Raw genomic sequence first — 24,537 nt, 5'->3', positions numbered from 1 at the left:
CTTAACCCTTGATCAAACTCATCGCCTCAGCCCGCGTTCGCGAATCCTTTCTAAAGCCGCCGAGAACAGCCGACGTTATCGTCACCGCACCAGGTTTTTTCACGCCGCGTATCGTCATGCATGTATGCTCAGCTTCCAAAACAACCATTACGCCGATCGGATCGAGATTGTCGAACAGTGTCTGGGCGATCTGCTGGGTCAGCCGCTCCTGCAACTGCAGACGTTTTGAAAACACCTCGGCGATACGCGCAAGTTTCGAAAGTCCGACGATGCGGCCGCCCTTTGGAATGTAGGCGATGTGGCATTTCCCGATAAACGGGGCCAAATGATGCTCGCACACGGACGAGAACGAAATGTCCTTGACGATCACCATCTCGTCATGCGAATCACCGGGCAGAGCCACTATGTGCTCTTTCGGGTCGATCCACATCCCCTCGGTCAGTTCGGCGTAAAAATCGGCGACCCGTTCCGGAGTTTTCTTCAAACCGTCACGTTCTGGATCCTCGCCCATCCCTTCGAGCATCAACCGAACGCCCTCAGCGATCTTTTTCAGATCGATCTTATTCTTGATCTTCTTTGCCATAAACGTCTGATTCTAGCGTTTTTGGGGCGAAAGCTAAAGTTTGGAGCCCCTCGGAATAAGTGATAGCTGTAGGTGAGAAGTTATAACTTTTCACGTATCACTTCTCACTTATTACGAACTGGGGCCGTTTTGCTTATGCACATCGCAAAAGTTTATAATTACCGTTTATTTTACTGCACGTGACAACAATCTAATGACCATTACAGAAATTCAAACCGCCCTTCGCGAAGCCGTTCGTTCGACCGCCATCGCTCAATTCGGAGTCGAACCGGAAATGATCGCCGCCGAAACCCCGCCGAAAACGGAACTCGGTGATCTCGCCTTTCCCGTCGGGTTCGAACTCGCGAAAAAGATCAAACAGGCAACCGGCGAAAAGAAGAATCCGCGTGAAATTGCCGAAACATTGAAGGCAGCTCTCGAGTCAATGGATTCCGTTGGAAAGGTTGAGGTTGCCGGTGCCGGATATTTGAACGTTTTCTTTGACCGGGCAAAGTTTCTGGCAGATAACGCGGCGGCTGAACCACTGCCGAACCTTGCGTCTTCGCTCGAACCTGATGCAGTTAAAGTCTGCGTGGAACACACTTCGGTCAACCCGAACAAGTCTGCTCATATCGGGCACGTGCGGAATTCGGTGCTTGGAGATACATTTCAACGAATCCTTACGGCGACCGGTAAACGAGTTGAGATCCAGAACTATATCGACAATACCGGCGTTCAGGTAGCGGATGTGGTGGTAGGATTTGTGTTCATTGAACACATGAATCTGAGTGCTATAAAGAAACTCGATAAAGAACTTACGGCGTCGGGTAAGACTTTCGACTATTACTGCTGGGACCTTTACACCAAGGTTGGCATCGAGTACCAGACGAACGAAGAACTCAAGGAAAAACGTGCCGAAGTTCTGCATTTGATCGAAGAAGGCGGTAACGAAACGGCGGAGCTTGCCGATTTCGTTGCGACCCGTAATGTCGAGTGTATTCTCGACACTATGGAACGCCTTTCGATCCGTTACGACCTGCTTCCACGTGAATCCGAGATCCTGCATCTGCATTTTTGGGACAAGGCGTTCGAACAAATGAAACAGCTCGGCGTGATCCGTTATGAGACCGAAGGCAAACAGGCCGGATGCTGGGTGATGCCGTTCGAAGAACATTCCGGCAACGAAGATAACGAAACCGACAAGATCCTCGTAAGATCAAACGGGACAGTGACTTACACTGGCAAAGACATTGCGTATCAGATGTGGAAGCTGGGAATCCTTGGGCTTGATTTCAACTACAAGCATTTTCACACTTACGCGAATGGTAAGGACGTTTGGATCACTACTGCGAATCAGGGCGAGCAGGTTGCTCACCCTCCATTCGGGGGCGGCGAGACGATCTATAACGTGATCGATTCGCGGCAGTCGTATCCGCAAGATATTGTACGGAAGGGAGTTGCGGCGATATCGCCGGAGCGTGGTGAAAAGGCGAGCATTCACCTTTCGTACGAAATGGTCGCTCTGTCGCCGGCAGCCGCTGAAGAACTTGGCTTTGCTCTCTCGGATGAAAACAGAAAGCGCCCGTTCATCGAGATGAGCGGCCGAAAGGGCTTAGGCGTCAAGGCTGACGACCTCATCGATCGCCTCGAAGCTAACGCTTTCGCGGAAGTTGAGTCACGTCATGCCGACGCCCCGGAGGCCGAGAAAGCCCTTATTGCTCATCAACTTGCGGTCGGTGCATTAAGGTATTTTCTACTCAAATTCACACGAAATACGGTTATCGTTTTCGACTTTAAGGAAGCGTTGTCGTTCGAGGGCGAGACTGGTTGCTTTTGCCAGTATTCAGCGGTTCGAGCGAATTCGATCTTTAGAAAACTTGCTGAAAAAGACAGTGTTGACGCGTGCCGTTCGCGGATCGCAGACCTTGGCGGAGTCGAAGCAATTCTCGCGACCGAGACGGGCGGCGATATCTGGTCGATGGCTGTTCTAGCCTCGCGACTCGAAGAAACAGTCGAAGCAGCCGCGATCTCGAACGAGCCCGCAATTCTCGCAAAATATACATTTACGCTCGCCAGGGCGTTCAACCTTTTCTATCACAATCACAAGATCCTGATCGAACCGGACGATACGAAACGGGCGGTTTTGATCGTTGTAGCCGGTATGGCTCGGCGTTCGTTGACCTCAGCTCTTGCTACGCTGGGAATCGAAGTTCCGGAGAAGATGTAAGTCAGAACCGCCTGCGTGAGCGGGCGGAATTCACTTTTAACAAATAGAGGCTTAGTGCCCGGGTACGTTCCGCCCACTTACGCAGGCGGATCTGACCCGATTTGACAGACCGCTTCGCCGTTTGCTAAAAACCTTGTAGTGAATTCTGTTCAGGCAAAATACTATACGGTGGCCAATTGGCGAGCTGACTTCGGTTGGTGGCGATTGGCGGTGCCCGTTGGGTTTTGATCTCGGACGAGACGATAGTATTCGTTTAGCTGGATTCGAAAACTTTTACACCAGGCGCCGCTCGAATGAAAAACGAGCGGCGTTTTGTATTTTTATGAGCGATCTTTCAACATTTCTTGAGAAGGCAAAGCTGGCAAACGTCGTCCCCGTCGTCGAAACCATGCCCGCCGACCTGCTGACGCCGCTCTCGGTCTATCTGAAGCTGTCGGCCGCGTCTCGGAATTCGTTCCTGCTCGAATCGGTCGAAGGCGGCAAGACTCTTGCACGGTATTCATTCATCGGTGCCGATCCTGAGAGCGTTCTGCGTGGCAATGAAACCTCAACGTTCATCACAACGGAGGACGGAGACCAATATACCGACAACGGTACGATCCCCTTCCTAAAAACCCACTTTTCCGAACGACACGCTGCCGCCGACCCTGATCTGCCGTCATTCATCGGCGGTGCGATCGGATTTCTTGGATTTGCTTGTTCGGAATGGTTTGAGCCTTCGTTAAATCGCGGTGATAAAAGAGATGACGTTCGAGATGATGCGGCTTTTATGTTCTTTCGCTCGATCGTTGCGTTCGACCATGCGAAGCAGGTGATCAAGATCATTTCACTCGTCTTTCCCGATGAGGCTGGCGATGATATCTCGCTTGAGGCTTTGTATGGGACAGCAAGGTCAAATAATCAAGCAATCAAGCAAAAGCTCGAACACGGCGAGCTGATCATTCCGCCAAATACCGACTCCTCGACCAATAACGACATCACTTCAAACTGGAAGCGTGCCGATTTCGAATCCGCCGTTGACAAGATCAAGGAATTGATCGCCGCCGGTGAATGTTACCAAGTCGTTCTATCGCAATGTTTTACGAAGCAGACCAACGCTTCGCCGGTGGCGATATATCGGGCAATTCGTTCGCTGAATCCGTCGCCGTACATGTTCCTGTTAAAATTTGAAGAGCAGTCGATCGTTGGTGCGTCGCCTGAGATGCTGGTTCGCTGTGAGAATGAACGGCTCGAATATCGTCCGATCGCCGGAACACGTCATCGCGGCAAAGACGCCGCCGAGGATGAGGCGTTGGCAGGAGAAATGCGTCGCGACAAAAAGGAAGTCGCAGAGCATCTGATGCTGGTGGATCTTGGCCGCAACGACCTCGGACGCGTCGCCGAATACGGCAGCGTTAAAGTCGATACGCTGATGAACGTCGAAAAATATTCACACGTTCAGCATCTGGTCAGCTCGCTTTCGGCGAAGTTGAAGAGTGGGCTCGATCGTTTCGACGCCCTCGCGGCATGCTTCCCCGCCGGGACGGTTTCGGGGGCTCCAAAGGTGCGTGCGATCGAGATAATTCGCGGCCTCGAGCCAACCGCACGCGGCGTTTATTCGGGTGCGGTCGGATATTTTGATTATTCGGGAAATATGGACACGTGCATCGCGATCCGCACGCTGGTGCTCGAAAATGGTGTCGCGAAGATCCAAGCGGGAGCCGGGATCGTGGCGGATTCGGTACCTTCGCTGGAATTTGATGAGACAGTGAATAAGGCGAAGGTGTTGCTGAGAGCGTTGGAGATAGCGGAAAGTGGAACCGTATAAATGAACGACAGGATCTTAGATCATTACCTAGGAGAATTTCAGCTCGGCTCGGACATCCCGGTCGACGAGGCTGAGACTTTGTTTGACGCTTTGATCGGCAGCACGAACCAGATGGTGATCGCCGAGGTTCTTGCGGCATGGGGCGAAAAAGGCACGTCCGAAGATGAGCTATTCGCATTCGCCCACCTGATGCGCCACCGTATGAAGCGCGTCAATTCTGTACACTCTACATTTGTTGACACAGTGGGAACCGGTGGCAGTCTATCTAAAACCTTCAACGTTTCAACAGCAGCCTCGTTCGTCATTGCAGGATCGGGCCTGCCAGTTGCGAAACACGGCAACCGTGCGGCGACAAGTAATTCCGGAAGTGCCAACGTACTTTCCGAACTCGGTATAGAAATTGACGTTGACCCCACGATCGCCGAAGAACATTTGAATGAGCACGGAATCTGTTTTATGTTCGCTCCGCGTTTTCATGCGTTGTCGCCTACGCTCGCAGCGGCTCGCCGCTCACTTGGAAGGCCGACGATCTTTAATAATCTAGGCCCGCTCTGCAATCCTGCTTCTGCCCCGCATCATGTGATCGGGGTTTGGGACAAACACCTGCTCGAAAGCACCGCAAATGTGCTCTTGCGTCTTGGAGCGGATCGTTCCTGGGTCGTCTATGGTGAGAATGGACTGGACGAGATCAGTTTGAAGGGTACAACGCTCGTCGCGGAGGTCTCAGATGGCAAGGTCGATATTTTTGATATCAGTGCCGCGGATTTTGATGTTTTTACTCTTGGAAAAGATCTGCCGGAGCAGTGTTCGGCCGCTGAAAGTGCGAAGATCATCAGAGCTGTCCTAAGTAACGAGATGGCAGACCGCGATGTGGAAAGGCTGGTACTGCTCAATGCCGCCGCGGCTATCTTAGTCGCCGGAAGAGCCGACACGCTGCCGGAGTGTTATGAACTGGCAAAAGCAAGTATTAGAAGCGGTTCGGCGTTGCAAAAACTTAACACTCTTTCAGTAAACCAGAAATGATTGAGACATTCTTAAATAAAATAGTCACCAAAACCCGCGAAAGGGTTGAAAGGACGAGATCGCTCGGCTATGCAGCGGCGATCGAGCGGCGAGCCAGGAGAGTGCGGGCGTCAAAGGAAGCGAATCGTTTTCGGGTGGCTTTATCTCACAGTGGCCGAACGAACATCATCGCCGAGATCAAACGGGCTTCGCCATCAAAGGGCGTTATTAATGCAGACATTGACGTCGCTAAGGTCGCCGGCAATTATGCGGCAGGCGGTGCCGCTGCGATATCCGTTCTAACCGAAAGCGAGTATTTCAGCGGCGAGATCGCGGATCTTGTCTTGGCGGCAAAAACGGTAGACATTCCGGTTTTGCGTAAGGATTTCATGGTTGACAGCTACCAGATCTACGAAGCGGCCGCCGCCGGCGCAGATGCGATACTCTTGATCGTGGCTGCACTGAGCGAGACAGAGCTTAGAGAGTTCTCAGCGATCGCGGACGGGCTCGGCTTGGATTCACTGGTTGAGATCCATACCGCCGACGAACTGGAAACAGCTCGGAAGATCGACGCAAAGATCATAGGAGTCAACAATAGAAACCTGCAAACTCTCGAAGTTTCGCTTGATGTTTCACGCGAATTGATCGGCCTGCGGCCCGAAGGCGTTTTGATGATCTCGGAAAGTGGTCTATCGACAAAAGATGAGATCGACGAGCTAAAGGAACTCGGATTTAACGGCTTTTTGATAGGTGAGACCTTGATGCGAACCGGAAATGCCAGCGAAACCTTAGGAGCCTGGGTTTGAATAAGCCGCATTTAAGATATAGAAACCAGACGCCCCGCGAACGCACGTGGACGATTTATTTCATCTCGGTAATGAAAGTGGTCAAGGGTGCGATCCTGGTGGCGATCGGGATAAAGCTCCTGACGCTGCTGGGCCGCGACGTTGAGGCTTGGGCGACCGATTTTGTAACGCGGCATGGTATCGACATCGCGAATAAGTATGTTCAGTCAGCTCTCGATAAACTCTCAGGCGTTGGCAACACGCAGCTAATGCAGATGAGCGGCGTCGCATTTGGATATTCTTGCCTGCTCTTTACGGAAGGAATCGGCCTCTGGATTCAAAAACGCTGGGCCGAATACCTGACCGCGATCGCGACCTCGCTCTTTATACCGATCGAGATCTATGAGATCTACGAAAAATTTACATGGGTTCGCGTTGCTCTGCTGGTTTTGAATGTATTCATCGTTTGGTATCTCGTGACGCGTTTAACGGATGAGAAAAAAGAAATATCAGTCGCAGAGAAAGCAGAGGAAAATGAGAAATAGTTGTTCTTTGCATTAAAAATCATGATCAAAACAAAGATCTGCGGAATAACCAATCTCGACGACGCTCAACAGGCGGCAGATAACGGTGCGGACGCGATAGGATTCAATTTTTACAAGGGCAGCAAAAGATATATTGCTCCAAGCGATGCCGCCGCGATCGTTGAGAAGGTCACGATGCGGGTGGAAAAGATCGGTGTATTTGTGAACGCAAGCGTTGAGGAAATAGTCGAGATCGAAGACACGGCGCAGCTCGACACAGTTCAACTTCACGGCGACGAAACGCCCGAGTTTATAGAGTCGCTACGGCTGGAGTCGGACGCGACGATAATAAAGGCAGTTCGGATCGGTCAGGGTTTTGAACCGAGGAACGTATTGAAATATAAGGCCGACGCGATCTTGCTCGATGCCTTTTCAGATGTAGAACGCGGTGGCACAGGAATGACGATTGACAGGACGGTTGCAAGGCAGGTCGCGGAATTGGTGGACCGCGTTTATCTGGCAGGTGGCTTGACGCCAGAAAACGTCGCGGAAGCGATTCGCGAAGTTCGGCCATTTGCCGTCGATGTCGCCAGCGGAGTTGAATCTTCACCAGGCGAAAAGGATCCCGCGAAGGTTGCGGCATTTATTGAAGCCGCCAAGGAAGCACTATGAATTACGAGCCAGATGAACACGGCTTTTGGGGCGAATATGGCGGACGGTTTGTGCCGGAAACGTTGGTCGCTCCGCTGGATGAGCTGACATCCGCGTACTTTGCGGTGCGTGATGATGCGGCGTTTCATGCGGAGCTCAATGATCTGCATCAGAATTTTACCGGGCGGCCATCGCCTCTATATTTTGCAAAACGCCTGACCGAAACACTTGGAGGTGCCAAGATCTATCTCAAGCGCGAAGACCTAAACCACACCGGTGCGCACAAGATCAACAACTGCCTCGGCCAGATCCTGCTCGCTCAGCGAATGGGCAAACGGCGGATCATTGCCGAGACGGGGGCCGGACAGCACGGCGTTGCGACCGCTACCGTTTGTGCGTTGTTCGGGCTCGATTGCGTCGTTTACATGGGCACCGAGGACATGCGGCGGCAGGAAGTGAACGTCTTTAGAATGCGTTTGCTCGGGGCTGAGGTTCGCGGCGTGGATTCGGGCTCGTGTACTCTGAAAGACGCGATCAATGAGGCGTTGCGTGATTGGGTGACGAATGTCGACACGACGTATTATCTGCTCGGTTCAGCTCTCGGGCCGCATCCTTATCCGCTGATGGTTCGCGATTTTCAGAGCATCATCGGTCGCGAGGCTCGCGAGCAGATCATTGATAAAGAAGATCGTTTGCCGGACGTTTTGGTTGCCTGTGTCGGCGGCGGTTCGAATGCGATCGGTTTGTTTCACGCGTTTCTGAACGACGACGTTAGAATGATCGGCGTCGAAGCCGGCGGCCGTGGAGCAGCGATCGGGGAACACGCCGCGAGATTTATGACCGACGGCGATGTCGGGGTTCTGCAGGGCACGAAAAGCTATCTGCTTCAGGATAACAACGGCCAGATCGCTCTGACACATTCGGTCTCCGCCGGGCTAGATTACGCTTCGATCGGGCCGGAACATGCTCATTTGCATGATATTTCACGAGTTGAATACGTCTCGGCGAACGACACGGAAGCCCTCGCCGCATTCAAAACGCTCTCCGAAACCGAAGGCATCATTCCGGCCCTCGAATCCTCGCATGCGATCGCTCACGCGATGAAGATCGCCCCAGAAATGAGCCGCGATTCCGTCATGATCGTCAATCTTTCAGGCCGCGGCGACAAGGATATTAATACCGTTCGCGAAGAGTTGGGAGTCTAGAATCACAATGAGTCGAATCAGCTCAAAATTTGAGGAATTAAAAGAAAAAGACCGGAAGGGTTTCATTCCTTTTGTCACGGCAGGAGATCCCGATCTGGAGACTTCCCTTTCGATCGTTCTAAAACTTGCGGAACTCGGTGCCGACATCATCGAACTAGGAGTTCCCTTCAGTGATCCGATGGCTGACGGGCCGACGATCCAGCGTTCGTCTGAACGCGCGTTGGCGGGCGGCGTTACACTCGCAAGTGTTTTGGAACTGGCAGCCGAGTTCAGGAAACAGAGCGATGTACCGCTTGTCTTGTTCAGCTATTTCAATCCGATCCTGCGGTTTGGCTTGGACGAGTTTGAAAAGGTCGCGTCCGAAGCCGGGATCGACGGAGTTCTGCTCACCGACGTGATCGAGAACGAAGCTGCGGCGATATCGCAACGATTCGCAAAACAAGGGATCGATCTCATCTCACTCGTCGCCCCGACTACGACCGATGAACGCCTAAAAGCCATTTGCGACAACGCTCGCGGCTTTATCTACGCGGTTTCACGGGCCGGAGTGACCGGTGCCCAGGCATCGACGAGTTCGACGGCCGAAGACCTGGTGAATCGAACAAAGCAGTTTACCGATCTGCCCATCGCGGTCGGATTTGGCATTTCAACTGCCGCCCAGATCTCCGAGGTTTGGCAATATGCAGATGCTGCGGTGGTTGGATCGGCGATCGTATCCGTTATCGAGAAAAGCGGCGATCAGGCTGTTGCAGAAGTTGAAGGTTTTGTAGCCGGGCTTGTTCCAAATGCTGCGGGATTTTCGGAATAGGTTATAAGTAATAGGTTTTAAGTTAAAATATATTACTTCGCACCTATCACTATTCCGGATCGAGCCAAGTTTAGAGTTTTTATTAGAGGTTATTTTATATGTTGATCGTAATGAAACCGACCGCTCAAGCGTCGGATATTGAAAAGGTTTTACACGTGATCGAGACGTTAGGATTTCGCGGGCATACCTTGCCGGGCGAAAACCGCACGGCGATCGGTGTCACAGGCAATCGTGGCTCCATCGATCCGGCACATTTTGAGAATTTGCCAGGTGTTGCCGACGCGATTCGCGTGACGAAGCCCTACAAACTGATCTCTAAGGACATCAAGCCGGAGAAATCCGTCATCAAGGTCGGAAATGCAACCATTGGAGGCTCTGAACTTGCAATGATCGCGGGTCCTTGTGCGATCGAATCCCGCGAGCAGCTATTTAAGACAGCCGAAACGATCGCAAAAAGCGGTGCCCGGTTCTTTCGCGGCGGAGCTTATAAACCACGTACTTCTCCATACGCTTTCCAGGGAATGGGCGAAGACGGAGTTAAGATGCTGGCTGAGGTACGCGAGCAATTCGACCTCAATATCGTCACCGAAGCGATGGACGAACGTGGGGTTGACGCGGTGGAGAAATACGGCGACTGCATCCAGATCGGTGCCCGAAATATGCAGAATTTCTCGCTGCTCAAGTACGTCGGCAAAACGAGAAAACCCGTACTGTTAAAACGCGGAATGTCCGCAACCCTCGACGAGCTTCTTCTCGCGGCCGAGTACATCATGGCCGAGGGCAACTACGACGTCATCCTCTGCGAACGCGGCATCCGCACCTTTGCAAGTCATGCTCGAAATACGCTCGATCTTTCCATCGTGCCTGCGGTTCATCGCATGACGCACTTACCTGTGATCGTCGACCCTTCGCATGGAACGGGCCACAATTACATGGTAACGCCATTAGCCCGTGCGGGAGTCGCAGTTGGTGCGGATGGTTTAATAATTGAAGTTCATCCTTGCCCTGAGGAAGCAATGTGCGACGGGGCTCAGGCGTTGACGCCAGTACAGTATCTTGATCTCGTGAGACAGGTGCAAGCCATAAGAAATCTGATCGTTGTTGAAGCTGAGGCCTCAGCCGCTGCCTAGTCAGTCAATTCTCTGACAAAAAAGATCCGCATACGCCTCCCGAGACGTATGCGGATCTTTTTAATTACTCCAACTGGCGCCTTTTGCCTATTTTGCCAGGCGGAGTTTCATCAAGCTGTAAAACTGTATGTAGCAGCTAACCATTGCCGTCAGGACCAAAAATGTCATTGGGAGATACCGAAGCGATTCAGGCAGGACCACACCGACGCTCTGCCTAAATACCAGGCCGAGCAGCATTCCGAACACAGCGATGACTCCGCGGCCGGCGAGCCAGTTCATGTAAGTTGGCTTTTCGTATAGCGAAGGCAGAAAGTACGGCAGAGCGAGTACCATCAGCGTTGTTATTCCCATCAAAACTGCGTCGATCGAGAACATCTGAGTGCTGCGGCCGTACTCCATCGCCAGAAAAAACAACACAAACGTCGTGTCAAAACTGACCATTCCGCCAAATTCCGCTATCGTGCTTTTGTTCGCTGTGTGATTCATTTTATCTATTGTGGTGTTTATTTTTGGTCGTGAGTAATTTACTGTTTGCTGTTGCTGAACTGTTTGTATGCGACGCGGAAAAGCTCCGACAGAGCGTTTGCTGTTTCTGGCGTAAGATTTTTATCGTCACGCAGGTGAGCTTCGATAATGTCGGTGGTCGGTTCGTGTGGATAATAGATGACCGGTTCGATGTTGTCGTCGGTGTGTTTCGTCATGAGACGATCGACCGGCATGTCGAGCCACTGTGTCAGACGGGCGATGTTGTCCGCGTCGGGACGGCCCGTTCCGTTTTCGATACGCGAGAGCGTCGATGCTGATACGTCGGTCACATCAGCTACATCGCGTAAGCTAAGTTTCAATTCCTCGCGGCGGCGCTTGATCGCTTTGCCCAGCTCGCCCGTGTTGATCAAACTTTCATTCCTATTAAATGCCATAATTTTGTGTTTTATCCTCCATGGTTTTGCAAGTGCCATTAATGCCATTGCTATTGCACAGATAAAACATAACACACGATATTTTTAATTGCAACACCTCATTTCATACTTGCAACACTTTTATTTTTCAGATACACTGTTTCACAGATGGAACGGTGAATCGATATTCCCCTAACTATCTCTTGACATGAAAACTGAGTCGCATGTGTCTGACATGCCGCGAACAGAAACTCGGGTACGGTGATGGATGAGATCGGATGATCAGACGATCCGATATATATATAGGTCACATCGCAGCCCGATTTGTAGACACGAAGGAGAAACGAAATGAAACGCAACGCACTAAACGAACCGAAAGCTGCCGAAACGGCAACCTTGTTTGAGCTAAATGAGACAGCGAGCAATGTGCTCGATTTTTCGACTACATTAAAGGAGCTGCGAAAAACGGTAGATCCAAATCTTGTCCGCCAGCGTGCCGGACGCCGTGATCGTAATGGCCAAACGCATATGGTCGAATATGTTGAATGGCACACGGTCGCCGACATTCTCGACGAACACGCTCCGAACTGGGGCCACTCGATCAAGGACATTCGCCCGATCGGCGACATTATTACCGTTACGGTTGCGATCACTATCGATGGTGTCACCCGCGAAGGCATCGGCACAGGCCGCGTTGCGAGCGAAACGGGCATCAAGAAAGCCGAGCACGACGCTCTGAAACGTGCAGCCGTTAAGTTTGGTATTGCGAGAGAGCTTTATAAGCGTGAGTTCGATTCGATAAACGGTGAGGAATCGGTTGTGACGGCAGAAGCAGCGGCCGTTTCGACGACGGAGCCGAGAAAGTTCGAAGATTCAGTTGCGAAGACTCTCGGCGATCTCGTCACGCCAAAGCAGCTCGGCATGATCCGATCGCTCGCTCGAGACGGTGACATCGATGCCGCAAAGGAGTGTATGGACTTGATGAAATGCAGTGTTTCGGAACTGTCAAAGCGTTCGGCGTCCGATCTGATCGACCACTTACAGAATATTCAGAGAAACGGCGTTCTTCCGATCCGTCGTGCTAGCTAATGCCGGTAACGCGGCAACCAGTGTTTTGAGCTGCGGCTCGTCCATCCAAGCTTTCTCCATGAAGCGCAAATACAATGGGCCGCAGCTCGAAACTCCCACACGATATTTAACAAAGAACTAACTTACTCCCACTTGCGTAAAACCTGTTATTCGAAGCAGAATAGGGTACTTTTCTCAACTTAACCAAAAGGAGTGAACATATGTCACAAGAAGCAAGTGAAATGGCCGCGTTTTCGGGGCCCGGACACGGCGATTTTTGCTGGACTGAGATCGCCAGCAACGATGCCGACCAGGCAAAAGCGTTTTATGCGAACGTTTTCGGCTGGATTTTTCAGGATAGTAATGCGTCCACAGATGGATTTGCGTACCATGAATTTTCAATCGGCGGCGGTTATCCGACTGGCGGTCTCTACCAGATCACGCCCGAGATGTGCCCTGAAGGCGAAGCTCCACCGCCGCCGCATTTTCTCACCTACATCGCGGTTGATGATGTTGATGAGAATGCCAAACTGGCGGTCGAGCTCGGCGGCAAGGTCATTAAAGAACCAATGGACATTCCCAACGCGGGCCGTTTTGCTATCATTGCCGACCCGTCCGGAGCGATGTTTGCGACCTTTAAGATGAAGAGCTAGGAGGAGAAAAGATCATGGCAGATTTTAATATACCCGCAGCCGGCGAGATATGCTGGCGCGAACTACGAACAGAAGACCTTGGTGCCGCAACCGAATTCTACACAAAGCTCTTCGGTTGGTCGCTCGAACAATCCAAAGTCAGCCCCGACATACCGTACAAAGAGATTGTTCATAACGGAACCGCCACCGGTGGTTTTCTACCTATGGGCGATGAATGGGGCGAACTTCCCTCGCACTGGGCAAACTATATCGCGGTCGACGATACGGACGAAACCGTCGCAAAAATAACCGCAAACGGCGGAACCGTTCACATCCCGCCTTTCGACGCACCAGGTGTCGGCAGAATGTCGATGGTCGCGGACCCATCAGGAGCGAGCTTCGCGATCATCCAGTTCGAACGCCCGAAAGCATAAGAAGTAACCACGAAATAACACAAAAAGACACGAAATTTGCGTTCTTCTATTTCGTGTCTTTTCGTGTATTTTAGCTGGTCTCTCTTCTTTCTATTACGTTCTGGTCCCGGTGAACGGCAATGGATCGGGGACGATCGGGGCCGTCAAAGTTCCGCTCATCGAATCGCCGTCGACCTTTCCTGTTATCACAAATTCAATGGGCTGGCCCTGCATTTCGGCGAGGGCGGTTGCGGCGAGTTTGCTGCCTGAAACTTTGCCATCGGCTATCTTGCCGTTGCCGAGCATTGTTTCGAGAACGCCTGTGACGCATTCGCCATCTTGCTCGAGCTTAAGCGAAACAGGTAATTGCTGGCCCTGAAAATCGATCACGAGTTTCCACTTCCCTGCCACATCCGCCGTTTCACCGCTGTCGCCGACAACGTATTTGGCTTCGTCCTGCTCGACACCCTCGGTATCGAATATTTCGACGGAATCGGCATATTCGCGGGCCTGCGGCAAGACTTCCTCGGCATCGCCTACGATCACGATCGCCACCTCGTCGGGACGAATGTGCTTCACGGCAACCCGTTGAACTTCATCGACCGTAACCGCATTGATGTTATCGCGGTATGTCTGCAGATAATCATCCGGCAGCCCATAGAGCTGCTGGTTGACGATCAAATTCGTCAAACCTTCCTGCGTTTCCGCACGTATTGGAAAAACGCCGGTCAGGAAATTCTTAGCATCCTGCAGCTCGTCTTCGCCGACCTTTTCACTGCGAATACGGTCTAGTTCATAGAAGAATTCCTTGAGCGAATCTCCCGTAACTGAAGAACGAACCTCAGCCGTCGCCTCGAAATCGCCGGCGAGCCGTTTGGATTCCAGGCGTGTATACGCCCCGTAGGTGTAGCCCTTTTCCTCACGCAGATTCATGAATATACGGGACGAAGCCCCGGCTCCGAGGACCTGGTTCATCACGATCAGCGGGAAATAATCAGAATCGACGCGCTTTACGCCGAGGTTCGTAATGACGATATTTGACTGGGCGGACCCAGGACGGTCGACGATCGTCAGGCTGCGTGAATCGCGCTTTGGCGGTTCAGGAAACGCTTTCTTGCCCACATTTCCAGGCTGCCAATCGCCAAACAATTCGTTGAGCTCAGCGATGAATTCGTCTCGATTTACATCGCCAACAACAATGAACATCGCGTTATTTGGAACAAAGCTTCCCGAATGAAACTTAGCAAGGGTTTCGCGGTCGATCTTTTCAATATCCGCAGCTGTCGGCGAAACTTTAGAGTATGGATGTTCGCCATAGATCAGGCGAGCTGCCTGCTCACCTGCGAGAAATCCCGGCTGCGAACGCTGGAATTTCAGATTCTCGATGGTGTTGCGGCGATAGAGATCAAGTTCGCTCTCCGGAAAAGTCGGCCGCAAAACGACCTCGGCAAGCAGATGCAGTATTTCCGAGCTGTAAAGCGACAGGGCCGATGCAGAGACGATCGTGAAATCGTCCGACGCACTCGCTCCGACGCTCGAGCCGAGCCGCTCGATCTTTTCGGCAAGCTGAAGACTCGAATAATTCTCAGTTCCCTCAGTCAACATCGCCGTCATCGCCGATGTCAGCCCGGTCATACCATCGGGATCGTTTATGTCGCCACTCTCGAACGCCAGACGGTAGCTCACGAGCGGAAGCCTCTCATTTTCCACGATCACGACGCGTAAACCGTTGTCGAGCTTGGTCTCAAATGGCTTCTGAATGTCGAAAGAAACCGGAGCCAACGGCGCCGGAGGATTTTTTCTGAGTTCTGGTGTCATATCTGATCTTCTTAACGCAAAGACGCTAAGCTGCAAAGACGCAAAGGAATTCAAAAACATTGCGTCTTTGCTCCTTTGCTACTTTGCGTTAAAGTCTTATCCTTTGCCGGCAGGGACTACATCAAGCAGTGCCCGGTTTTCTGTGTTCAAGAATTTGCCCACCGCATGGCGGATATGGTCGGCCGTGACCGATAAAAGAGCGTCTAATTCACTGTTGATGAGCTCTGGATCGCCGTCGTACAAAGCGAATTCCGCGATCTGTTGAGCACGTGCCATTGACGATTGACGCATGCGGACGGAGTCATTGATGAGCTGATTTTCGATCTTTTCCATCTCTTCGGAAGTCGGCCCGTGGGCGGCGAGATCGTGGATCTCTTTCATGATCGTTTCACGGATCCGGCTCAGATCTTTTTCCGGTTTCGGGATCGCTCCGATGAAAATGCTTGACGGGCCGCGGCGTTCGTCCGTGAAGCCAAATAGCTGAATGACCGATTCCTCGCCTTTCACAAGCTTTTGATAAAGCCGCGAACTGTCACCGTCATAAAGCACCTTACCGGCCAGATACAATGCATAAAATTCCGGCGAGCGACGCGGCGGTATCTTCCAGCCGATCAAAAAAGCCGGAAACGGAGCGAGTTTGTCTTCCCATTCCTTGTAATTCGCAGCAACCTCAGCCGGCTCGGTCACGTCCAGCTCAGGCGGCAAAGGCTGCGACTCGATGTCGCCAAAATAAGTCTCGACCAGCTCTTTCGCCGTTGAGGTTTCGAAGGCTCCTGACAGCACCAGCACGGCATTATTTGGTGCGTAATAGATCCGGAAAAATTCCTGAACATCTTCGACAGTAGCTGCATCGAGGTGATCCATCGAACCGATCGTCGAGTGTGAATTGGCGAAATTCTTGTAGATCATCTCATTGATCAGGTCAAATATCTGCCCGTACGGCTGGTTGTCATACCGCAAACGCTTCTCTTCTTTAACGGCTTCGCGTTGGTTGTCGAGGTTCTCCTGCGTCACCGCGAGCGAACGCATCCTATCCGATTCCAGCCAAAGAGCAAGCGGCAATTGGTTTGCCGGGAGCGTTTCGTAATAATTCGTACGCTCGCTCGACGTAGTTCCGTTCATCGTGCCGCCGGCCTTCATTATGTGCTGAAAGTGGCCCGCCTTTGGCACGTTTTCGGAACCCTGGAACATCATGTGCTCGAAGAGATGTGCAAAAGCCCGTACGGTCGTCGCGCTCGTTTCGCGAACCAACGTTGTAATAAACGGCGATCGAGACGACCGGAATTGAATTATCAGGATTTAGGACGACCCGAAGGCCGTTTGCAAGGCTGTATTCCTCAATTTCGAGCGGCGGCAATTTGAATGTTTCTGACATAAATAATTCAGTTGCTGTTCCGGCAATATCTCACTTCAACCCATGTTTTTAGGACAGCAGGCCGAAGCTCGGAACACTTCAATCAGAACATTTTGAGTGTAAAAAAGCAAAAACATCAGTCGCTCATCCGCGTTGGCTTCTTGGTTCGCGAATGTGACCAATCGCACTTACAAGTGAGCTCCTTGACGCTAAGATCTTAAGCATTAGAGGTGAATAAAAATATGAAAGGCTTCAAATCAGCGATTGAAAACGATGCGGTTGCGAATGATAATTTTCGGAAGGTTCTATATACATCAAAACACAGCCAGCTTGTACTCATGAGTTTACTGCCGAATGAGGAGATCGGCCTCGAGACTCACGCGTCGAATGATCAATTCTTCCGTGTAGAGAAAGGGAACGGTAAATGTATCATCGATGGCAGCGAATACTTGCTTTCCGATGGCGATGCGGTCGTTGTACCGAGCGGTGCTCAGCACAATATCATCAATACGTCGGCGACGGAATCCCTGAAGATGTACACGATCTACTCGCCGGCTCATCACAAGGACGGTATAATCCGAGCGACCAAACACGATGCGGAAACGATCAAAGAGGAATTTGACGGCGTCACGACCGAATAGGTTCCGTCCATAACAACGCGATAACGGATCCGCCGGTTCTGTCGGCGGGTCCTTTTTTTAAAGTGAGCTGCTAACGATTCTCCCGCACACCCACGATTTATTTGGAAAGGAACCCCTTTTCGGTATATAAATAAGGCATTCAACATTGTGATCGGTGGCCGCCTGGGTGCCGCCAGGGCTGCCGATCTTTTTTTTTCAGGTGACGATCGTCCGGACCGATCCCGATCTTTGTCTGCGGATACTGGCTTGCCTAATATACTATGAGCATCTCGCGCCGAATCGCATGTTTTACCCTCCTTTTTTCGATCTCGACCGGTACGCTCACGGCGCAAATCCAAAAAGCCCCGCTAAACCAAGCTGATCCATTCACCATCCGGACCGGCAGCACCTTTTCCGCTTCGGGCGGATCGCCTGACGTTCGAACGTTTGGAAATTCGAGTGAGATCGGTGAAAAAGCGGCCAAGATCGCCTCCGAGATCCGTGAAGCTGAAGATCTGATCGCCCGCAACTACTTCGACCGGTCGGTCTCAACACCGAGTGAGTTAACCAAGCGGTCCTTAGATGGAATGCTACGCTCTTTAGATCCTCATTCGAATTATTACGACCCGGCCGAATGGAAGGACCTGCTCGATGAGCAGCGAAGCGGCTACACGGGCATAGGAGCGACGATCGCGAATTTCTCGTGGAACGGCGTTACCGACACCTATATCATCGCAACTTTCCCAGGATCATCCGCCGCGCGTGCCCAGCTCAAGTATGGGGACAAGATAGTCGCCATTAACGGCGAGAAAATGGCCGATAAAGATTCCGATACTGTCAGAGACAAGATCCGGGGAGCAAATGGAACAACATTCCGGCTGACCGTTCAGCGAGCAGCCTCGAATCGGTTGGAAACGATCGAGATCCGTCGCAATCGAGTTCCGCAGCCGTCGATCCCGGATGCCTATATGCTTCGCCCCGGCGTCGGTTATGTCGAGCTTTCAGAGGGGTTTAATTACACAACCGCGGACGAACTCGACGCCGCGATGGCCGAGCTTAAACGCGGCGGAATGAGATCTCTGATCCTGGATCTTCGCGGAAACGGCGGCGGCATCGTTGATCAAGCGGTAAAGGTAGCTGAAAAATTCCTGCCCGCGGGAACGCTTATCCTAACCCAGCGTGGCCGCTCTCGCATCGACAACCGCGTTTGGAGATCGATGAATAACAACCCTGAGCAGATGCCTTTGGTTGTTCTCGTAAATGAGGATACCGCATCCGCCTCAGAGATCGTCGCCGGAGCTTTTCAGGATGACGACCGGGCAATGATCGTAGGCGAACGAACGTTCGGGAAAGGTCTTGTACAGAGTGTGATAGACCTGCCGAGCAAGACCGGATTAACACTCACGACTGCAAGGTATTTGACGCCCTCCGGCAGGTCGATCCAGCGCGACTACTCGAAGATCGCCCTTTACGATTACTACAGCCATAAGGCTAATGTCGCTGAGATAGATAAGCCGTTTTTTGAAGCGAGAACGATCACCGACCGCAAGGTTTACGGCGGCGACGGCATTCAGCCCGATGAGATCGTCAAGGTGGAGGATGTTGCGGATTCCGATCTTGCATTACTCGATCCAATATTTGTGTTCACAAGAGATCTAGTTAACGGGCGCGTGGCTGGCCAGGAGAGCTATCGGTCTATCCCCGTGACATTCGGGAAACGGATAACTCCGCGTGACTTCCCAGTTACAGATTCGCTGCTGGCAGAATTCAATTTATGGGCTTCAAGACCGGAAAATGGAGGCTATAGCCAGGCGGCGCTGAAACGCTCGACCACCTTTATAAAGCTTAGACTTCGCTACAACATCATCATGGCATCGTTCGGTGCGATCTCTGCAAATCAAGTGCTCATCGAAGACGATCCGCAGGTTGCCAAGGCGGTCGAAACCCTCCCGAATGCCGCCCAGCTTGCGTCCCTTGCCGCTAAGATCAGACGTCAACAAAACAAATAGCAAATACATCCGGCCTTCGAGATCTCGCCGGAAAAAAAAGCCCCGTCCTGATCAGGACGGGGCGTTTTAGTTCCATGCTAAAACCAGATATCTATCCGGCCCTAGAAGGAGAGCTTGCCCGATATCTGAACTCTACGAGCGGCATTAGCAACGCCATCGAGGATGCGTCCAAAGGCCGTATTATTGAAGGTCAGATTGTTGTTCGACGCCGAAATATCGAAGTTCGGGGTATTTGTCAGGTTTCTGAGATCCACGCGGAAATCAAATGCCCACTTCTCGTTGAACTTGAATTTCCTGAGCACCGAGAGATCGGTCTGGAAATACTTCGCGTTGCGGAAGAAGTTTCTACCCGTATTTCCGAGGGTGCCTGGATTAGGTGCGCTGAACATCGCCCTTTGTGCAGCCGTGAAGTAGTAGTTGACGCCATTCTCGACAACGACCTGGCCCATATTCGGGGTACAGCCATTGCAGTTCGCCGGCGATTGAATAACGTTGCTGACCGTATTTGCTCCGGAATAAACCGTGAAAGGCCGGCCCGTCTGCCAAAGAGCAGTTCCCGACAACTGCCATCCGCCGATCAGGTAATTTAAGGCCCGATTGCCCGAGTCGAACGCCTTGTCTTTGCCGAAAGGCAGTTCATAAACATAAAGAGCCTGGAAGACATGCGTACGGTCAAAATCAGATAACGCGTAGTTTAGCGAACGATCGCGGAGGTCGAACGGCGTAGCGGATCCCGCTTGCGAGTTTGCAGTATTGATCGTGGATAGTGAAGGATCCCACGAACGATTGTCCTTCGACTTCGACCAAGTATATGCCAGTTGGAAACTGAGTCCGGCGGTCATACGGCGTTTGAAGAGGAGTTCGACTGCGTTGTAATTTGAGTAATCGTTGCTGTCGAAGACGTTCAGGCCACCCGTGAACTGCGGATATGGCTGGATCAAGAACGGAAATCCATTAACATCCAACAGCCGTTGGTTGAGCTGGGCAGCCGTGCAGATCGTCGCCGTGACATCTGCCGCCTGACAGGTCCTCTGCGAAAGCGTGACAGCCGCTGAGCCAGCCGCTCCAGAGCCTGCTCCAGTTGCTGCGAGAGCAGTTGTATTGAGAGCACGGAAGCGAGCCGAGCCGTTATTGTTGTTCGCATTACCCGACATCAGGAGATTGATCAGCTGCGAGTTCGCTGCCGAATTGTTGCGAAGCAGGTTGAACGCAGAGATGAACGTGTTAGCTCCGTCGGTAATTGCAGGTGAACTTACAGATGCGAAAATATTCGCCTGGTTGGCGTTGTATCCGCCAAGCAGGTGTACCGCGTGCTTGCGAATATACGTCGCCTCGATTACATTTCCATTGCCGATCTCACGCTGAAAACTGAGCGAGAACGAGTGAATTTGAGGATATTGAAGATCCGGATCGATGACGCTGATCGACCCCGTGCCGAACGAAGCCGGAGTACGAGCTTGATCAGGCGTTAGGGTGGGAAGTAACCCGCTGATAGCGGAACTGATATTTCTATAAAGTCCGCCCGCCGCACCAAAGTTTGAATTTGTCGCGCCTAGAGCATTTCCTGGCGTGCTCTGAAAGATGCTCGATCCGAAAAGGAAGGTTGCAAAGCGGTCCGAAGCAAGGCGATAGTTACCTCTTATCGAGGTCTTACCACTCTTAAACGGATCCCATGCAAAACCGACTGACGGCTGAATGTTGTTATACGCCGTCTTGAACAGTTCGCCCTCGACCCAGCGGATCGAGTTCGATGGAGCTGCACCTAACTTGACTGCCTGGTTAGGCACGAGCAAGGGGCGGTTAGCCAGCTCAGGTGTCGCACGAACTTCCCAGCGCAGGCCGATATCAAATACGAGATTGGATTTCACGCGCCAGTTATCCTGGCCGTAGAAATCATATTCCTTATAGTTCGCCTTGTTTATCCATCTTGAGCCGCGCGGCAGGAAGCCGCCGCCGTTGGTCGGGTCCGCAACAAAGGCCTGCGAAACTGAACCGATGCGTCCAAGAAGGTCCGCAACCGTGTTCCGGAGCCGCGTCAGGTCAGCCGTCTGAATGAACGCAGATGTCGGGTAGTTAAATCCCGTATCGCCGCCTGCAGTACCGCTTAGAGTTACGGCTGGTTCGATCGATGTACCTGCAACGCTTGAACGATCATCTTTGTGCTGATTGAACCGGAAGTTGATACCGGTCTTAAAGGTATGCGAACCGTTCACGTACGTCAGATTATCGACGAACTGATGTGTCCTGACGCCTCGGGCGTTATAGCTAAAATTCGTATTCGGTGTCGCCGCATTGATGAACGCGAACGGAAGATTTGGATCCGGCGTCGGCGTAGCGAACGAGAAGAAGTATTTGCTCAAGCCATAGATGAACTCATTAGCGACAACTGCCGTTGGCGACCACCGCCAGTTCACCGCAAGATTCTTCGGTAAGCGGCCGGTATCGACAAAATTCGGCGAATTGGGGAAGATCGGACGGCCGCCGTTTGCGGAATCCCCAAGACTCGTCTGGCTTCCCTGAGAATATCGAACATACGCTGAGTTTTTCGAGTTAAATTTGAAATCAAATTTACTCGAAAAGTCATACTGCTTTTCATGCTGAGGCGAGGCAAAATTGAATCCCGCCGTGTTGAGGCCGTCACCCGCGGTGAAATTGTTCGGCGTCGGCATAGCATTCAGATATGCCTGCAAAGTGGGATCGATCGTCGCTACCGATTGAGCCGTCGCTACGTTATAGGTTGCAATACAAAGCGTTGTAACGGTGGCCGAGCATGGGGGCAGCGTCGGAGCTCCGGTTGCGTCCACTGCCGCTGTTGCACTGCCAAACGGGGCGTTCGCCCTGCCAACGACGTATCTATACAAGCCCGCACGAGCGGTTGGGGTGTAAACGGTCCTGGTCACGAGAGCAGTATCGTAAGCTCTCAAAAGCTGAAGGTTGACGAAGAAAAATGCCTTATCTCGGAGCAGTTTGAACGGTTCGCCCTCGCCCAGGCCAAAATTCGACAACGGTCCGCCGAAGCTTCCGCCGTAAATATGCTGTACGAATTGATCCTTTGGCAGCTTAGCGATCGTCACGGGATAGCTCTTAGCGTTGAATCGAGGGGTTTGGTAGTACTCGAACAGATTTCCATGAAAATCGTTCGTGCCCGACCGTGTCACGAATGTCACCGACGCACCGCTGCTGCGGCCAAGCTCGGAGGTGAAATTGGAGGTAACGATCTGGAATTCCTGTATGGAATCGGGATTTGGACGAAGCGGCGTGAAATTCGAACCACCTGCGGTCGACTCGTTAATATCGATGCCATCGAGGGTGAAATTGAATGAGCGATCTCGCGATCCATGAACGCTGACACCGCCACCGGTGTTGGAGCCAACAACGACTCCAGGCTGAAAGTTGAGCAGATCGAGAGGGTTACGTCCGCGAAGTCCGACGATCGGGAGGCTCTCAAGAGTCTTTTGATCGATGGTGTTTCCGATATTTCCCGATGAGCTGGTCTGAACCTGCTCTGCACTGCCCGTCACGCTTACGGTTGCCGAAATATCGCCAACCTGGAGCGTTGCGTTCACTGTCGAAGGCTGGTTGATCAAAGCCGCATTTCCCGAAGAGACGAACCTTTTAAAGCCCGCCTTCTCGACCGTTACTTCATAAGTTCCGGCCTGGATCAGATCAAATACATAGGTGCCGTTGTCGCTGGTCTGAGTCTTCAGAACCGAACCCGTTGATTGCTGCTTTAGCGAGACGGTGGCTCCCGCTATCGGGGCTCCCGCAACGTCCGCAACGACGCCGGTGATTCGTGAAGTCGTTCCCTGTGCGAAGGCCGCAACAGCAAAAACACATAAAAACGCGAAAACTGCGAACGCGTTCGTAAACCGCTCTCTCATAATCTTAGTCCTCCAAAAAATCGATTGGCTGATATCACAAAACGTGATGAATACACTTAAACTTGTTGGAAATTCTTATGCAATATAGCACAGTTTTACATCGGTGTTAACTCAAACACCGATTCGCCACAAATTTGTAATCTTTTTTATTTCTTGAAGCGGAGAATTAGGCCTTTTTCGCCCACGGCCCAGCCGAATTTCTTATCCATGTACAGGCCATAAAGGCGGCTTCGGGTGTTGCTTTCCTGGCGGGTCCATGTTTTGCCCTTGTTGTCCGAGCGGAGAATGTTGCCGCCATAACCGACGGCCCAACCATTCTTGTCATCGGCAAAATCGACGCGCATGAAAGTCTCTTTGAAACTCGTCAAAACAGGCTGCCAGGTTGAACCACCATTTTCTGTTCTGAGAATGGTTCCCGATTTTCCGACGATATAGCCTTCGTTATCGTCTCTAAAATCGACATGGTAAAGCGGGAGCGAGGTCTGAGCGTCTTGTTTTCTCCAGGTTAGTCCTTCGTCTGACGTGTGAAGGACAACGCCACCGTCACCGACGATCCAACCATGCGAGTTTCCGCTAAAATCCAGATGAAACAGCTCGGTCTTGGTCGGAACGGTGATCCTCCGCCATGTTTCGCCGCCATCCTCGGTCCGCATTAGCAGCGAATCGACGACAACCTCATCGGCCCCGCTTTTTCTCAGAACCGAACCGATGACATAGCCTTTCTTCTTGTCCGAAAATCGAATACTCAGGAATTCCGGCCTTCCGGCACCGAATTCGCCATTCCGATAGATCAGAATGTCCTGCCAGGTCTTTCCGGCGTCACGAGTCATGAACATTCGCCTTCCGGCGACCAGATAGCCGTTGTCGTCGTTCCGGAAATAGATCTCGTTAATATTCTCCGTCGTGTTGAGCGGATACTTTACCCAATTCTTACCGCCGTCGGTGGTCGAAGCAAGAAAGCCGTCATCACCAGCGATCCAGCCACGGTCCGACGACGTAAAGAAAACTGCAACCAAGTCGCCCTTTATATTGGACGGTTGAACGATCCAGCCGGTTTGAGCAATTGCTCCGATCCCAAGGATCAAGATCAATAAGAGAGCGTGTAGATAGATCTTCAAAATTATTCCCCCCAAAGAAAGGTC

Annotated in this window: 21 protein-coding genes; 14 read left to right on the top strand and 7 right to left on the bottom strand. The window is 52.0% G+C overall.

The annotated features are described in order from the left end of the window. Nucleotide 1 precedes the first annotated feature (1 nt). The gene (gene folE, locus IPG22_19785) at nucleotides 2-583 is read right to left on the bottom strand and encodes a GTP cyclohydrolase I FolE (protein MBK6590527.1); all 582 of its coding nucleotides are present in this window, start codon (nucleotides 581-583) and stop codon (nucleotides 2-4) included. A gap of 193 nt (nucleotides 584-776) precedes the next feature. Between folE and argS the strand changes: the two genes are divergently transcribed. The 9 genes from argS to aroF all read left to right on the top strand — a co-directional run bounded on the left by argS (nucleotide 777) and on the right by aroF (nucleotide 10,701). After that, nucleotides 777-2,789, top strand: a complete 2,013-nt coding sequence (gene argS / locus IPG22_19780; GenBank protein ID MBK6590526.1) for an arginine--tRNA ligase — start codon at nucleotides 777-779, stop codon at nucleotides 2,787-2,789. A 322-nt stretch (nucleotides 2,790-3,111) separates the two neighbouring features. Next, the gene (locus IPG22_19775; protein MBK6590525.1) at nucleotides 3,112-4,596 is read left to right on the top strand and encodes an anthranilate synthase component I family protein; all 1,485 of its coding nucleotides are present in this window, start codon (nucleotides 3,112-3,114) and stop codon (nucleotides 4,594-4,596) included. Further along, a complete protein-coding gene (gene trpD, locus IPG22_19770; GenBank protein MBK6590524.1) occupies nucleotides 4,597-5,619 on the top strand; it encodes an anthranilate phosphoribosyltransferase in 1,023 nt (340 codons plus the stop codon). Beyond that, nucleotides 5,616-6,404, top strand: coding sequence for an indole-3-glycerol phosphate synthase TrpC (gene trpC / locus IPG22_19765; protein MBK6590523.1), 789 nt, complete (start codon nucleotides 5,616-5,618; stop codon nucleotides 6,402-6,404). The genes trpD and trpC overlap by 4 nt, the downstream gene beginning before the upstream one ends. Continuing rightward, the gene (locus IPG22_19760; GenBank protein MBK6590522.1) at nucleotides 6,401-6,928 is read left to right on the top strand and encodes a DUF2127 domain-containing protein; all 528 of its coding nucleotides are present in this window, start codon (nucleotides 6,401-6,403) and stop codon (nucleotides 6,926-6,928) included. Before trpC ends, IPG22_19760 begins: the two co-directional genes overlap by 4 nt. Before the next feature lie 21 nt (nucleotides 6,929-6,949). Next, complete coding sequence (locus tag IPG22_19755; GenBank protein MBK6590521.1) at nucleotides 6,950-7,579, top strand: phosphoribosylanthranilate isomerase; 630 nt, start codon at nucleotides 6,950-6,952, stop codon at nucleotides 7,577-7,579. Beyond that, nucleotides 7,576-8,763 (top strand): tryptophan synthase subunit beta, encoded by a 1,188-nt coding sequence (gene trpB, locus IPG22_19750; GenBank protein MBK6590520.1) that lies wholly within the window; start codon nucleotides 7,576-7,578, stop codon nucleotides 8,761-8,763. The genes IPG22_19755 and trpB overlap by 4 nt, the downstream gene beginning before the upstream one ends. A gap of 7 nt (nucleotides 8,764-8,770) precedes the next feature. Then, entirely contained in the window at nucleotides 8,771-9,571 is an 801-nt protein-coding gene (locus IPG22_19745) for a tryptophan synthase subunit alpha (GenBank protein ID MBK6590519.1), read from the top strand. 98 nt (nucleotides 9,572-9,669) lie between these two features. Continuing rightward, complete coding sequence (aroF, locus tag IPG22_19740; protein ID MBK6590518.1) at nucleotides 9,670-10,701, top strand: 3-deoxy-7-phosphoheptulonate synthase; 1,032 nt, start codon at nucleotides 9,670-9,672, stop codon at nucleotides 10,699-10,701. 87 nt (nucleotides 10,702-10,788) lie between these two features. On the opposite strand, the gene IPG22_19735 is transcribed toward aroF, so the two are convergent. Next, nucleotides 10,789-11,187: a hypothetical protein gene (locus tag IPG22_19735; protein MBK6590517.1), complete on the bottom strand. Its 399-nt coding sequence runs from the start codon at nucleotides 11,185-11,187 to the stop codon at nucleotides 10,789-10,791. 38 nt (nucleotides 11,188-11,225) lie between these two features. Then, nucleotides 11,226-11,621, bottom strand: a complete 396-nt coding sequence (locus tag IPG22_19730; GenBank protein ID MBK6590516.1) for a helix-turn-helix transcriptional regulator — start codon at nucleotides 11,619-11,621, stop codon at nucleotides 11,226-11,228. A gap of 327 nt (nucleotides 11,622-11,948) precedes the next feature. Between IPG22_19730 and IPG22_19725 the strand changes: the two genes are divergently transcribed. The 3 genes from IPG22_19725 to IPG22_19715 all read left to right on the top strand — a co-directional run bounded on the left by IPG22_19725 (nucleotide 11,949) and on the right by IPG22_19715 (nucleotide 13,734). Further along, the gene (locus tag IPG22_19725) at nucleotides 11,949-12,689 is read left to right on the top strand and encodes a hypothetical protein (protein MBK6590515.1); all 741 of its coding nucleotides are present in this window, start codon (nucleotides 11,949-11,951) and stop codon (nucleotides 12,687-12,689) included. Between the two features lie 200 nt (nucleotides 12,690-12,889). Next, nucleotides 12,890-13,321 (top strand): VOC family protein, encoded by a 432-nt coding sequence (locus IPG22_19720; protein MBK6590514.1) that lies wholly within the window; start codon nucleotides 12,890-12,892, stop codon nucleotides 13,319-13,321. Between the two features lie 14 nt (nucleotides 13,322-13,335). After that, a complete protein-coding gene (locus IPG22_19715; GenBank protein ID MBK6590513.1) occupies nucleotides 13,336-13,734 on the top strand; it encodes a VOC family protein in 399 nt (132 codons plus the stop codon). A gap of 93 nt (nucleotides 13,735-13,827) precedes the next feature. Here the strand turns inward: IPG22_19715 and IPG22_19710 are convergent, their stop codons facing one another. After that, nucleotides 13,828-15,531 carry an insulinase family protein gene (locus IPG22_19710; GenBank protein ID MBK6590512.1) on the bottom strand — a complete coding sequence of 568 codons (1,704 nt, stop codon included), beginning with the start codon at nucleotides 15,529-15,531 and terminating at the stop codon, nucleotides 13,828-13,830. A 96-nt stretch (nucleotides 15,532-15,627) separates the two neighbouring features. Next, nucleotides 15,628-16,782, bottom strand: a complete 1,155-nt coding sequence (locus IPG22_19705) for an insulinase family protein (GenBank protein MBK6590511.1) — start codon at nucleotides 16,780-16,782, stop codon at nucleotides 15,628-15,630. 345 nt (nucleotides 16,783-17,127) lie between these two features. Between IPG22_19705 and IPG22_19700 the strand changes: the two genes are divergently transcribed. After that, nucleotides 17,128-17,526: a cupin domain-containing protein gene (locus IPG22_19700; GenBank protein ID MBK6590510.1), complete on the top strand. Its 399-nt coding sequence runs from the start codon at nucleotides 17,128-17,130 to the stop codon at nucleotides 17,524-17,526. A 260-nt stretch (nucleotides 17,527-17,786) separates the two neighbouring features. Continuing rightward, a complete protein-coding gene (locus tag IPG22_19695; protein MBK6590509.1) occupies nucleotides 17,787-19,514 on the top strand; it encodes a S41 family peptidase in 1,728 nt (575 codons plus the stop codon). Between the two features lie 101 nt (nucleotides 19,515-19,615). On the opposite strand, the gene IPG22_19690 is transcribed toward IPG22_19695, so the two are convergent. Then, a complete protein-coding gene (locus IPG22_19690) occupies nucleotides 19,616-23,395 on the bottom strand; it encodes a carboxypeptidase regulatory-like domain-containing protein (GenBank protein ID MBK6590508.1) in 3,780 nt (1,259 codons plus the stop codon). A 146-nt stretch (nucleotides 23,396-23,541) separates the two neighbouring features. Then, on the bottom strand, nucleotides 23,542-24,513 hold the full coding sequence (locus IPG22_19685) for a hypothetical protein (protein ID MBK6590507.1): 972 nt from the start codon (nucleotides 24,511-24,513) through the stop codon (nucleotides 23,542-23,544). Nucleotides 24,514-24,537 lie beyond the last annotated feature (24 nt).

The organism is Acidobacteriota bacterium (assembly GCA_016703965.1).
GTDB lineage: Bacteria > Acidobacteriota > Blastocatellia > Pyrinomonadales > Pyrinomonadaceae > OLB17.
Note: the sequence above shows the minus strand (reverse complement) of the source record. Positions and strands in the feature narration are given on the sequence as shown.